Consider the following 13,104-nt stretch of genomic DNA (forward strand, 5'->3'; position numbering starts at 1 on the left):
GCTCTTTTAATATTTGATTAAGGCTGAACCCCAGGTAAAACCGGCGCCGAACGCTTCCATCAGCACCATTTGACCTCTTTTAATCCGGCCGTCTCGCACACCTTCATTAAACGCAAGTAAACAGGATGCTGACGAGGTATTACCCTGGTTTTCCAAGGTTAAGATGACTTGCTCCATCGACATGCCCAGTTTTTTCGCAGTTGCGGCAATAATGCGGGTATTAGCCTGATGCGGCACCAACCAATCGATATCGCTTTGTTTCAAGCCGTTAGCGTCCAATGTCTCATCAACTATCCGTCCAAGTGTATTAACAGCGACTTTGAATACTTCATTGCCTCGCATGTTAATAAAACCCGCTTCGTTTTGATTAGCCAGCGCTGCAACTTGCGGATTGGGACAATACAACAAATCTTCATAGCCGCCATCGGAATGGATATGAGTGGATAGAATGCCTGGCTGATCCGAGGCGGCCAGCAACATGGCTCCGGCCCCGTCACCGAACAAAATACAAGTGGTTCTATCGGACCAGTCGACAATACGCGAGCAAATCTCCGAGCCCACAACCAGAACATTTTTACTGAAACCGGTTTTCAGATATTGATCGGCAATACTCAATGCAAATACGGACCCGGAGCAAGCGGCCTGCACATCGAAAGCCACGCACCGGCGGATGCCCAAACGCTCCTGCAGAAGACAGGCCGTACTCGGATAGACCCGATCAGGCGTCCCGGTGGCAACGATAATTAAATCGATATCCTGTGGGTCGATATCCGCCATCTCAATCGCTTGGCGCGAAGCGATTTCGGCCATACTGGCCGAGGTTTCCTCCGGCCCGGCGATACGCCTACTCTTGATTCCGGTACGCTCGTAGATCCAGCTATCGGAGGTATCCACCATCGTGGAAATATCGTCATTGGTTCGAATGGTGTCGGGCAAATAGCCGCCGGTACCCGTAACCCTGCTCCAGCGAGTCATGCGATATCCTTCTGTGCCAAAGCCATTTCTATCTTCTCGCTGATTTTTTGTATAACACCTTTCTCAACCTCGAGTTCCGCCAAATGAATGGCCGTTTCAAAAGCCAAAACATCCGCCCCCCCATGACTCTTAATCACCAATCCTCGCAATCCGATAAAACTGGCCCCGTTATAGAGTCGCGGATCGATACTATCCTTAAATATCTTTAACACAGGGTAAACCAAAAGGCCAAGTAATTTGGTAAACACATTCCGAGAAAAGGCTTGCTTCAGTTTGACCGCAATCATCTTGGCAGCCCCTTCGATTGATTTCAGCGCCACATTACCGACAAAACCGTCTGAAACGATCAGATCGACTTTAACGCTTCCTGCATTAATGGAATTTCCTTCTACGTATCCGATGTAATTTAAGCCGGAATTTTCCAACAATTTGGCCGCCGCTTTAACCTGTTCATTACCCTTCATATCTTCTTCGCCGATATTCAGCAAACCGACACGAGGACGCTCGATGTTTTCAACGGCCTTCACCACTTCTTCGCCCATGACGGCGAACTGGTACAAATGCTCGGCACTCGAATCGACATTTCCGCCCAGATCCAGCATATGGGTATGTCCAAAAACCGAAGGCAATGTTGAAATAATCGCCGGACGCTCGATGCCGGGAATCATTTTTAAGACAAAACGCGCGGTTGCCATCAAGGCGCCTGTATTACCGGCACTGACACAAGCATCGGCCTTACCGTCTTTAACTAGGTTTATAGCTATCCGCATTGACGAATCTTTTTTATTCTTTAACGCTTTTTGCGGCGGTTCGTCCATTTCAACGACTTGAGAGGCATGCTGAATACTGAGCCTACCTTTAAACTCAAGTATCTCATCAGATAGCATATCGTTTAATATTGCTTGATCACCCACCATGATCAATTTCAACCGTGGATTTTTTCTTAAACAGGCTAGTGACGCAGGAACCGTCACCTGAGGACCGAAATCCCCACCCATAGCATCAATCGATAGAGTTGAGCTCACGCTTAGGACCTAACCCTTAGAAGTTAAAAAAGGAGGAGACACGTCGAAAAAGCGTGTCAATTTTGAATTAAAGACTAAACAAACCGAAAGCTGTTAGAAACCGAAGCAAGCCGCGCAAGCCTAAGCAGCAAAAAACCATACAACCGCTTCTAGCTCAATCGTAAGACTGCGCCATTTTCAACGGTTTCAAACAGACAAGCGCGTCTTACTCTTCGTCGATATCGTTGTTGCTAGCGATAATTTGACGGCCTTTAAAAAAGCCATCCGGAGTCATGTGGTGACGTAAATGAACTTCACCGGTCAAAGGATCTTGAGCTAGAGTTTTGCTGGTTAATGCATCGTGAGAACGACGTTGACCGCGTCTTGCGCGCGACACTCTATTTTGTTGTACTGCCATTTTTACTCTCCAGTTTTTTTAAGTTTGGCTAAAACAGAAAAAGGATTATTGGTTTCAGCTTGGGTTTCATCGTCGAAATCAGCGTCTTTCGAGCTACGTAGCGTAATACACTCGTATTGATGCTTAGGATAATCGGGCAATGCCAGCAATATCTCATCTTCGATCAAGGCATTCAAAGACACTTTCTCGCCATCTAACAATAAGGGTTCGCAATCGATCTCCAGCAAATCCGCCTCTTCAATCGAAGACACCACACCCAACTTAAACGAGAGCTTAATCGGCCACGATAAAGCTTGCAAACAAGACTGACACTCTAATTCCACTACTGATTTTATGGTACCCGAGACCACAACCCGCTTACCTTCCTTGGCGAATTGCACTTCGATCTCCACATCGCCATCAGCTAAAACCAAGTCAGACAAACGCTCAAGCACGGAAATTTTTATTGCGCCTGATAATATGCTACGCCTTTCGGCTAGCAGCAATGGGTCTATAAGGTCGGGAAGTTTGTCTGACATAACTGTACAATCATACAGATTACTAACCTTTGCGTCAAACTTACAAGCACTTGACTCTGAACCAATTATGAAGAACTTAGTATTAGCTTCAGGCTCACAATATCGCTACGAGATACTCAAAAAATTAGGTTTAGAGTTTATCTCGCACAATTGCCCTATCGATGAAAATCCAATGCCGAACGAAGCAGCCAACAACTTAGCGCTGCGCTTGTCAATAGCAAAAGCCCAAGCGGCGGCGGCAGCATTCTCCAACCACCTGATCATAGGTTCGGACCAAGTGGCGGTCTGCAAAGATCGGTTACTCGGCAAACCAGGCGATCGCGACACAGCGTTTGCGCAACTCAAAACCCAATCAGGCCGGAAAGTCACATTTTTTACAGGCGTTTGTGTTTTGGACAGTCACTCAGGAATTCATTTGACGGACATCGATATTTGCGACGTGTACTTTCGAAAACTAAGTGATGCCCAAATTCTGCGTTATCTTGAAGTCGATCAACCGTTTCATTGTGCCGGCAGCCTCAAGTCGGAAGGTTACGGCATTAGCTTAATTAACAAAATCAACGGCGAAGACCCGAATGCTTTGATCGGCTTACCATTAATCAAGCTGATTAAGCTTCTCGACCAATTCGGACTCAAGATTCCTTAGTGGATATTGGCATCCGACACCAATCCCTCGAACACCTGATGAAACTCGAGCACGGAATGCTCCATTACTTGCTGAATCTGGATGGGATTTAGACGAAGATACTCAAAATCTTTATCTGATATTTCAATCAAAGTATCCTCAATTGGCTCACCAAGTTCTTTGTCATCAACCAACCTACTGGCCAAGTTAAGCAGTTTCGCGTCAAACTTATGAACAACCGCCGAATCAGGATTACGATAACAACTTACCACCTCCGACAACGACTCAGGCAACGCCCATAGCCGCATTAATTCACCGCCTACATCGGCGTGTGTAAATCCTATTTCCTGACGCTCAATGTCAACCAGCAAGCGGCGGTCATTTTTAATGGCACGCAACACCTTAGCAGCCTGTTCCGGCATTAGCTGATACATCACCAACGAACCGATATCATGAAGCAAGCCGACAAGAAATAACCGCTCAAGATTAGGCGCGCCAACTTCTTTGGCTAATAGTTTGTTCACTACGCCGCAATGGACACTACGAATCCAAAACGAAGTCATATCAACCAAATCCGTAGGGATTTTAGCGAACTTGTCGACAACGCAAGTCGCCACCACTAAATTGAACAGATCGTCGATCCCCACAACCACGATCGCTCTGGGTATCGTATCGATTTTAGATTGGAACCCGTAATAAGAGCTGTTGACTATCTTCAGCAATCGGACCGACAAGGCGGGATCTTTAGATATCACATCGCCAATATCAGCTAGAGAATAACGCGGATTACGGATCATTTCGTTCAGTTGAAAAAAGATATCGGGCAACGAAAACAGGTCTTTTGCCTCGACCACCACTTCCTGTGCATTTTTAAATTTCATATTCAACTCTTCCCGTAAAGTCTGAGCACATGCCGAACGTAATCTTGGGTTTCTCGATACGGCGGAATAGCGTAATTGTGTTTCATCACCGCGCCCTCCCCTGCGTTATAGCCAGCCACGGCCAACTTCAGGTTAGAATTAAACATGGATAACAAATCTTTCAAATAACGGGTGCCGCCGTCTACATTTTGTTCCGGATCATACCGATCTGTTACGCCATAACGGCGCGCGGTATCCGGCATCAACTGCATCAAACCGACCGCACCGGCCGAAGACATGGCTTTCGGATTATAAGCCGACTCCGCCTGAATCACCGCATGCACCAGTTTTGGATCCATTTGATGCTTCGCTGCCGTTTTTGCGATCAACTCGTTGTATTTACTTTTATTCGCAGCCATAAACTTCAAATCGCGTTTATAGGTCTTAGGAGGCGTACGAATAACGAGTTTATATTGAAGACCTTTTTCGGGACGGTCGGTGTAGTACACACGCCCATCGGGGCCGACACGCTTATAGATATCGGCCGATGCGGTTGTTGAAACCGTCAATAACAAAACAACAGTTTTCAGCAATCTCATCCTATTTACCCGATAGTCTCAATCCGCTGCAGCGACCGTAATCAGCCTTGCCGCTTTGACGGCTTTTTCTCGAGCATCGACAACAGTTTCCGCCGTCGCTAACGCCACACCCATGCGCCGCTTGAAAAATGCTTCCGGTTTCCCAAACAACCGAATATCCACGTCATTTTCCGCCAATGCCCGGTCGAGCCCGCGGTATACGACACCTTTAGCATCGATTCCACCTAATATAACCGCACTCGCGCCCGGCTTATCCAAAGCTGTAGACACGGGCAAGCCTAAAATCGCCCTCGCATGCAGATCGAACTCACTTTGCCGCTGGCTAACCATAGTGACCATGCCCGTATCATGCGGACGCGGACTAACTTCGCTGAACCAAACCTCATCCCCTTTAACGAACAATTCGACCCCGAATATCCCCAGACCGCCCAACGCTTCAGTCACCTTGCCGGCAATGTGCCGGGCTAAATCGATGGCCTTGGCGCTCATCGGCTGCGGCTGCCAGCTCTCGCGATAATCTCCGCTTTCCTGTCTATGGCCGATAGGTTCGCAAAAATAAGTACAAACCTGTTCTTCCGCATTCAAGGCCCGCACGGTCAATAAAGTAATCTCGAAGTCAAATTCGACTTTAGACTCGGCGATAACCTTACCCGTATCCGTGCGCCCGGCCGCTTTGGCATAATCCCACGCAGTACGCAGCTCATCGGCACTTGTAACCATGGACTGACCTTTACCGGACGACGACATGGTCGGTTTGACAAAACAGGGGTAACCGATATCACCATCAACGGCCGACTGCAATTGCTCGAAAGTTTCGGCAAATGCGTATTTCGATGTCGGTAAACCCAATTCTTCCGCCGCCAATTGTCGAATTCCTTCTCGGTTCATCGTCAACTGAACAGCACGCGCGTTGGGCACGACACGCGCCATGCCCTCCGCTTCGATTTCGGCCAATGCCGCTGTGGCGATGGCTTCGATTTCCGGTACGATGAGACACGGTTTTTCTGCCGCTATCAAGGCTTTTACCGCGGCGGTATCGGTCATATTGATCACATGACTGCGATGCGCCACCTGCATCGCCGGCGCATTGGCATAACGGTCGACGGCAATAACCTCGATACCGAAGCGCTGTAATGAAATAGCGACTTCTTTCCCCAATTCCCCGCTTCCTAATAACAGGATTCTGGTAGCTGACGGACTGTTGGCGGTTCCTATTGTCATGTCGATTTAGCCAGGTAGTGATCGATATCTTGTTTGGAGAATCCGATCTTTTTCGCCACCCTATCGGCATGGCTGACTCTGGAAATACCATCGATCAATTTAAACGTCGGCATCTCTTCGGCAAACTCCACTTGTTTGGGTATCGCAATCCCTCTTTCAACGAACACATCCACTAATTGATGGTTATGCGTAATCAAAATCGTGCTGTTACTTTTTCGATAAAAGCCGTCCAATACATCAATCGACGATCGCATCTTCTCTTCAAAGGTAGTGCCTTCCGCCATTTCGTCAAGTACCAACAAGCTTTTTGCTGTCGTTGCCAAGAAAATATCGCGTGTTCGCTTTAATTCAGTCCCAAAACGACCCTCGCCGTCATCCAGATGACTGATCTCCGGCGCTTGATAGAATATTCTATCGGCGACGCTGAGGCTCGCCGCTTTAGCCGGCACGTAACAACCGATCTGCGCCAGTAATTGAATTTGAGTGACTGTCTTACAAAATGCTGTCTTGCCTCCGCTGTTTGGTCCGGTCACACAGACCAACCTCGCTTCGTTGATGGCAAAGTCATTACCGACATAGTCCGGGTTTTGTTTGCCAAGTACGGGATTCTTCGCATCAGTGAGATTAATGTTATGCCGCTCGGAATCATGCATTTCGGGCAACACCATATCGCCACCATAATCTTCGGCGTATTTAATAAACGAAAGTAATTCGTCGAGTTGCCCCAAACCCTCCAGCAACTCGCCCAACTTTTCAGAACACCTAAAGCGTTCGCGTAACGGAATGATACAATTATCGCGATCGTAACCACCCACGACCGGAATGTAAGCGAGCATCAACGGCAGGAAAAATACCGATGCCACCGAAATACCATCCTTAGAGAAAGAAAACATATCGGTCGGGAAGATTTTGACAATCCCCCAGATCGCCGCAATCAATAAACCTAGCAACAATGGCTTGAATAAAGTTGGACGAAAAATCGTAGCGGGGGAAAAGCTCCCCTTGCGCTCTTCCTTGCTTTGTATACCTTTTTCGCTGTTGTAGACAGGGCCGACCATCAAAGAATAATCGTGACTATCCGCAAAGCGGCCTATCTTATCGAAAACGCCTTGTAAATAAGGGGTTTGTGGCGCGCCGGAATTCTGAATAGCCCCAACCAAATTCAATACGAAATTGATGCCGCGCCGATATTGTTTATAGCCATAACCTTCGATTTGATTATCCTCGCGCGCCGTGCCGAAACTACCCAAGAACTCACCGAACAACAACAAATACAGGCGGTTTTCGCCGCTGGCCGCATTGGCGACGATGTTTTCGACATTCTCCCGTACCGCCGGATTGTCGCGAATCTCGCGCACCGCTTGCTGTTTAGCCTGAATCGACTCGACATCATTCAAAGGCTGCGTCAACGACCGATACAACACGGTTTGGCCTGCCGTGGTACTGGCGTAATTAACATAATCAAACAGCTCGTCGACCTCGATGGTATTGAACCCGCTCTGATCCAAAACGCCTTCGCCGATCGGCAACGGCTTGCTGTTGCGTATCACAGGCCATTCTTCCTGATTCCAACTTTGCAAAATGTTTTGTTGCATGCTACCTCCCCGGTTCTATCCCGCCATCACAGGGCGGTTTTTATTATTTCAGCCAATGCATCGACGTGGATTTCGCTATCATTCAAAGCCGGAATATAACGGTAGCTCTTGCCGCCGGCCTCAATGAAAATATTTTTATTGGTCATCGCAATTTCTTCCAAGGTTTCCAGACAATCAACCGCGAAACCCGGACACACCACGTCGATCTGTTTGATGTCCTGCTTAGGCAAATCGCGCAAGACTTCGACACAATAGGGCTTTAACCACTCCGCACGACCAAATCGGGACTGAAACACCATCTGCCAATGTTTTTCTTTTAATTCCAGTTCATCGGCCAATAAGCGTGCCGTGGTTTGACATTGCTCGAAATAAGGATCGCCCCACTCGGTCAACTTGGCCGGTAGGCCATGAAACGACATTAGCAACAAAGCGGCTTGCCCATGATTTTGCCAATGATCGCGTATCGAATCGGCCAGCGCCTTGATATAAAGCGGATGACGGTAATAATCACTGATAAAGCTTAACGAAGGAATATGCCGCCATCCTAAAAATTCGTCGGCGACCAGGTCGAAAATCGAAGCCGTCGTAGTAGAGGAATATTGCGGATACATCGGCAAAATGACGATGTCCTCCACGCCCTGTTTTTTGAACGCCTGCAGTTTTTCTCGCAGAGCCGGTTTGCCGTAACGCATGGCACAATCGAACACCAAGCGATCGCTACCATAACGTTTTGTCAATTGATCGCTCAACTGTTGCGTATAAACGATAAGCGGCGAACCTTTATCGGTCCAGATCGAACGATAAGCATGAGCTGATTTTCGGGGACGCAGCGGCAAAACAAACAAGTTTAAAATCAGCCACCACAAGGGTCTTGGTAAATTGACCACACGCGGGTCGCTCAGAAACTCCCGCAAAAAAGTCCTCACGTCACCGGTACTTGGAGACAGGGGGGAGCCGAGATTTACCAGTAATACCCCGACTTTTCGTTCAGGAAAGTCAGACATGGCCGCCTATTTGCCGCGATTAATTAAATTCAAGAATTCGGAGCGGGTACTGATCTCTTCACGAAAAATGCCGGTCATTACCGACGTCGTCATTACCGAGTTTTGTTTTTCCACGCCGCGCATCATCATGCATAAATGCTTGGCCTCGATCACCACCGCCACGCCGCGCGCATCAATGGCTGTTTCCACTGCCGTGGCGATTTGTCGGGTTAATTTCTCCTGGATTTGCAGGCGGCGCCCGTACATATCGACGATGCGCGCCAATTTAGACAAGCCTAATACCTTGCCTTGCGGCAGATAACCGATATGGCATTTGCCGATGAAAGGCAGCAAATGATGCTCACACAAGGAATACAGCTCGATGTCTTTGACGATGACCATATCCTCCGTATCGGCTTCGAAAATCGCATTATTTAAGACGTCTTCCAATTTCTTGTCGTAGCCGTTATTGAGGAATCTGAACGCCTTGGCCGCCCGCTTTGGTGTATCGCGCAATCCTTCCCGGTTGACGTCTTCACCGATTGCTTGAATGATTTTGGAGAAATATTCTTCCATCGCCGTACTCAGATAAAAAATGAAGTGAGTATACAGTATCAAACCGTAAACTCTAAGGCACGCAACAATACTTGCTCGTCGGCACCCGGCTTTGTCGCGTTTTCGCTGAGATGCCGGCGCCAAGCGCGCGCACCTTTCTCGCCGTGAAACAGACCTAGAATATGGCGACTGATACTATTCAAACGCACGCCTTGCTCTAACTGATGCCTTACATACGGAATCAAAGCGATGATCAGGTCTTGCCTTGATTTAATAGAATACCGGTCCCCGAAGAAGCAACTGTCGACCGAACTGAGGAAATAGGGATTGTGATAAATCTCGCGCCCCAGCATAACCCCGTCAACTTGATGCAACATCGCCAACGACGCATCCAAAGTCGTGATTCCGCCGTTAATGACAATCTCTAACTGCGGGAAATCACGCTTCAATCGATAAACCGCATCGTAGCGTAAAGGTGGAATTTCGCGATTTTCCTTAGGAGAAAGGCCGGAGAGCCAAGCTTTTCTGGCGTGCACGATGAAAGTATTGCAACCGGCCGACGCAACGCTTGCGATGAAATGCGTCAGTTCTTCATAGGAATCCCGATCATCAATGCCGATACGCGATTTCACCGTCACGGGAATCGACACAGCCTGTTGCATGGCGGCAATGCAGTCCGCCACCAATGCCGGCTCCGCCATCAGACAAGCGCCAAAGCTACCGTTTTGCACCCGGTCACTAGGGCAGCCCACATTTAGATTGACTTCGTCGTAGCCGAAATCTTCGGCAAACTTAGCGCAATCCGCCAAATCCTGCGGATTGCTGCCGCCCAATTGCAATGCGACGGGGTGTTCTTGTTCGTTAAACAGCAAATGCCGCTGCCTGTCGCCATGTAAAATGGCTCCAGTGGTCACCATTTCCGTATACAGTAAGACATGGCGCGACATCAAGCGATAAAAATACCGGCAGTGACGATCAGTCCAATCCAGCATCGGGGCCACGCAGAAGCGCCTATCGATTCCTTTATGCATCCGAATCAATTGATAAATTAATCGATAGTATTACAGATACCACATGACGCAATGTGTTCGAACGTTTCCTTACAATTGCCGCCAGATTACAAAAAATGATCACATCAACGGCAACAACTGGCCGAGAAGCTTGCCATTCGTCGCCATCGTTTGTTTCGGGAACACGCCCGGATTACCTTTAAAATCGGTCATAGTGCCGCCGGCTTCCATTACGATGAGCGCTCCGGCCGCAACGTCATACAGATTCAGTTCCTGCTCCCAAAAAGCATCGACTTGGCCGTCGGCAACCGTACATAAGTCGAGCGCAGCCGATCCCAGGCGGCGTTGGCCGGTAGTGGCTTGTGCGATGCGGGCAAAACGTTCTAAATTATTATCCTTCAAATATTGGCGTAAACAGGCAAAACCGGTAGAAACCATACTGGCGCCCAAATCGGTTTCGCTCGAAACCGTGATGGGTTTGCCGTTCTTCCAGGCGCCTTTGCCCTTTTCGGCGCAATAATAGTCGTCCAGCGCCGGCCCATAAACCGCGCCCATGATTAATTCGCCGTCGATTTCCAAGGCCACGCTGACAGCCCAGTAATACTGCCCCTTTGAGAACGAATGAGTACCGTCTATCGGATCGACGATCCAGCGCTGGTTTTGATTATCGGTTTTACCGCTCTCTTCTCCCCAGAAACCGTACTCGGGACACTGTTCGGTCAAAGCTTGTTTGAGATAATTTTCGACCGCAACATCGGCATCGGTGACCAGATCGCGTGCTGCTTTTTTGTTTATGGCCAATTGATCGAGGTCGTTGAAATAAGACATTGCCACGCTGCCGGCGGCACGAACGATTTTTTCCAGAGTATCCAAAGTGATAGACATGTTTTTCTCAGATATTGAATTGAGATCAGACCGAATGCCGGCCTGATCCCTCTACAAAAACCTCTATTTTAACCTGCCTGACCCGACTTTACAGATTGTTGTAGCCGGTCTCTTCGTGCAACACGATATCAAGGCCTTGTACCTCTTCGTCTTCAGTCACGCGCAGCCCTATCAGTCCTTTGATCAATTTCAAAATCAAATAGCTAAACAGTGCGCTCCACGCAGCAGTTGCCGCAACGGCTATTACCTGAACGGCCACCTGTTCGCCAATACCGACGCCGTCCAGCCCCAAACCGCCAAAACGCTCGGCGGCAAACACGCCGGTCAAAACGGAACCGATGCATCCGCCGACACCATGGACCGGAAAAACATCCAAAGAGTCGTCTATTTTCAAAACGCGCTTAATATATTGAGTCGCGTAAAAACAAACGGCTCCGGCAATAGTCCCGATCGCCAATCCACCAATGGGCCCGACATATCCGGAAGCTGGGGTTATGGTACCCAAACCCGCCACCATCCCCGTCACAATTCCCAAAACGCTGGGTTTACCGAAGCGCAACCATTCGATCACCATCCAGCTAAGCGAACCAGCCGCCGCCGCAATATGCGTTACCGCAATCGCCATTCCGGCCTTGCCGTCCGAGGTCAGAGCACTACCGCCATTGAATCCGAACCAGCCGAACCAAAGCATGCCGGCGCCGGTAACCACCATAGTCATGTTGTGAGGCAACATGGGGGTAGTCGGGAAGCCGCGTCTCGTCCCCAGCACGAGCGCCGCGACCAACGCAGCCACGCCGGCATTGACATGGATCACAATGCCTCCGGCGAAATCCTTTGCGCCAAGCTGCGCCAACCAGCCATTTCCCCAAATCCAATGGCAAATCGGCATATATACAACGATCAGCCACAACGCGCTGAACCACAGCATCGCCGAAAATTTCATGCGTTCGGCGAATCCACCTACCACCAGCGCCGGCGTAATGATTGCGAAGGTCATTTGGAACATGAAATACACGGTTTCCGGAATATCGCCGATGAGATTATCGGTTCCCATATCCGGCATGAAGATCTTGCTGCCGCCACCGATGAATGCCTGCCAGCCTCCCCCATCGGTAAAGATATAGCTGTAAACGCCGGCCAACCATAACAACGACACCAAACAGGTAATGGCAAAGCATTGCATTAACACCGATAGGACATTCTTACTGCGAACCAGTCCGCCGTAGAACAAGGAAAGACCTGGAATGGTCATGAACAGAACCAACGCCGTCGAAGTTAAAACCCATGCGGTGTTTGCTTGATTAATTTCATCGGCAACGGCAAGCTGCGGCGAAACGATTATTGTCGCCAGTAATATGTTTTTAATTATTCTAATCATGATTCTTTATTTTGATTTTATCGACCTGCAATTTAGCCTTTGCCCAGACACAACAAAATCGCCCCTAACCGCATGCTCTTGCGGCCAGGGGCGATTTTTGAAAGCAAATTAACTAAATTAAACAGTCATTTAGCTTATATCGCATCTTCTCCGGTTTCCCCGGTTCGAATACGGATAATTTGTTCCAAATTCGTGACGAATATTTTGCCGTCTCCGATTTTGCCGGTATTAGCAGCCTTAACGATCGTTTCCACGGCTTGATCGACGATATTATCGGCAACAGCAATTTCGAGCTTCACTTTCGGCAAAAAATCCACCACATATTCAGCGCCACGATACAATTCAGTGTGGCCTTTTTGTCTGCCGAACCCTTTTACTTCCGTCGCCGTCACACCTGATACCCCGATTTCAGATAACGCTTCTCTAACATCATCCAATTTAAACGGTTTGATAATTGCAGTAATTAATTTCATGGCGT

The 13,104-nt window shown here is 48.6% G+C and carries 15 protein-coding genes; 1 reads left to right on the forward strand and 14 read right to left on the reverse strand.

Annotated features, from left to right (window positions below):
• Nucleotides 1-6: 6 nt before the first annotated feature.
• From ACW73I_RS04120 to ACW73I_RS04135, 4 genes are all read right to left on the reverse strand, one after another.
• Nucleotides 7-975, reverse strand: a complete 969-nt coding sequence (locus ACW73I_RS04120; protein ID WP_458027962.1) for a beta-ketoacyl-ACP synthase III — start codon at nucleotides 973-975, stop codon at nucleotides 7-9.
• On the reverse strand, nucleotides 972-2,000 hold the full coding sequence (gene plsX / locus ACW73I_RS04125) for a phosphate acyltransferase PlsX (protein WP_458027963.1): 1,029 nt from the start codon (nucleotides 1,998-2,000) through the stop codon (nucleotides 972-974). The genes ACW73I_RS04120 and plsX overlap by 4 nt, the downstream gene beginning before the upstream one ends.
• Nucleotides 2,001-2,205: 205 nt before the next feature.
• Nucleotides 2,206-2,397: a 50S ribosomal protein L32 gene (gene rpmF, locus ACW73I_RS04130; protein WP_458027964.1), complete on the reverse strand. Its 192-nt coding sequence runs from the start codon at nucleotides 2,395-2,397 to the stop codon at nucleotides 2,206-2,208.
• A gap of 2 nt (nucleotides 2,398-2,399) precedes the next feature.
• Nucleotides 2,400-2,915 carry a YceD family protein gene (locus ACW73I_RS04135; protein WP_458027965.1) on the reverse strand — a complete coding sequence of 172 codons (516 nt, stop codon included), beginning with the start codon at nucleotides 2,913-2,915 and terminating at the stop codon, nucleotides 2,400-2,402.
• Between ACW73I_RS04135 and ACW73I_RS04140 the strand changes: the two genes are divergently transcribed.
• Nucleotides 2,905-3,561, forward strand: coding sequence for a Maf family protein (locus ACW73I_RS04140; RefSeq protein ID WP_458027966.1), 657 nt, complete (start codon nucleotides 2,905-2,907; stop codon nucleotides 3,559-3,561). The two genes, ACW73I_RS04135 and ACW73I_RS04140, sit on opposite strands and share 11 nt — an antisense overlap.
• On the opposite strand, the gene ACW73I_RS04145 is transcribed toward ACW73I_RS04140, so the two are convergent.
• From ACW73I_RS04145 to glnK, 10 genes are all read right to left on the reverse strand, one after another.
• Nucleotides 3,558-4,421 carry an HDOD domain-containing protein gene (locus ACW73I_RS04145; protein ID WP_458027967.1) on the reverse strand — a complete coding sequence of 288 codons (864 nt, stop codon included), beginning with the start codon at nucleotides 4,419-4,421 and terminating at the stop codon, nucleotides 3,558-3,560. The genes ACW73I_RS04140 and ACW73I_RS04145 overlap by 4 nt on opposite strands.
• A 2-nt stretch (nucleotides 4,422-4,423) precedes the next feature.
• Nucleotides 4,424-4,999, reverse strand: coding sequence for a lytic transglycosylase domain-containing protein (locus tag ACW73I_RS04150; RefSeq protein WP_458027968.1), 576 nt, complete (start codon nucleotides 4,997-4,999; stop codon nucleotides 4,424-4,426).
• Nucleotides 5,000-5,017: 18 nt separating this feature from the next.
• On the reverse strand, nucleotides 5,018-6,220 hold the full coding sequence (gene purT, locus ACW73I_RS04155) for a formate-dependent phosphoribosylglycinamide formyltransferase (RefSeq protein WP_458027969.1): 1,203 nt from the start codon (nucleotides 6,218-6,220) through the stop codon (nucleotides 5,018-5,020).
• The gene (locus ACW73I_RS04160) at nucleotides 6,217-7,815 is read right to left on the reverse strand and encodes a MutS-related protein (protein ID WP_458027970.1); all 1,599 of its coding nucleotides are present in this window, start codon (nucleotides 7,813-7,815) and stop codon (nucleotides 6,217-6,219) included. The genes purT and ACW73I_RS04160 overlap by 4 nt, the downstream gene beginning before the upstream one ends.
• 26 nt (nucleotides 7,816-7,841) lie before the next feature.
• Complete coding sequence (hemH, locus tag ACW73I_RS04165) at nucleotides 7,842-8,819, reverse strand: ferrochelatase (RefSeq protein WP_458027971.1); 978 nt, start codon at nucleotides 8,817-8,819, stop codon at nucleotides 7,842-7,844.
• A gap of 6 nt (nucleotides 8,820-8,825) precedes the next feature.
• The gene (gene folE, locus ACW73I_RS04170; protein WP_458027972.1) at nucleotides 8,826-9,374 is read right to left on the reverse strand and encodes a GTP cyclohydrolase I FolE; all 549 of its coding nucleotides are present in this window, start codon (nucleotides 9,372-9,374) and stop codon (nucleotides 8,826-8,828) included.
• Nucleotides 9,375-9,412: 38 nt separating this feature from the next.
• The gene (gene dusA, locus ACW73I_RS04175; RefSeq protein WP_458027973.1) at nucleotides 9,413-10,384 is read right to left on the reverse strand and encodes a tRNA dihydrouridine(20/20a) synthase DusA; all 972 of its coding nucleotides are present in this window, start codon (nucleotides 10,382-10,384) and stop codon (nucleotides 9,413-9,415) included.
• A gap of 99 nt (nucleotides 10,385-10,483) precedes the next feature.
• Nucleotides 10,484-11,248 carry an inositol monophosphatase family protein gene (locus ACW73I_RS04180; RefSeq protein WP_458027974.1) on the reverse strand — a complete coding sequence of 255 codons (765 nt, stop codon included), beginning with the start codon at nucleotides 11,246-11,248 and terminating at the stop codon, nucleotides 10,484-10,486.
• 88 nt (nucleotides 11,249-11,336) lie between these two features.
• The gene (locus ACW73I_RS04185) at nucleotides 11,337-12,626 is read right to left on the reverse strand and encodes an ammonium transporter (protein WP_458027975.1); all 1,290 of its coding nucleotides are present in this window, start codon (nucleotides 12,624-12,626) and stop codon (nucleotides 11,337-11,339) included.
• Nucleotides 12,627-12,760: 134 nt separating this feature from the next.
• The gene (glnK, locus tag ACW73I_RS04190) at nucleotides 12,761-13,099 is read right to left on the reverse strand and encodes a P-II family nitrogen regulator (protein WP_458027976.1); all 339 of its coding nucleotides are present in this window, start codon (nucleotides 13,097-13,099) and stop codon (nucleotides 12,761-12,763) included.
• Nucleotides 13,100-13,104 lie beyond the last annotated feature (5 nt).

The sequence above is a fragment of the Methylomonas sp. MgM2 genome (assembly GCF_054172045.1).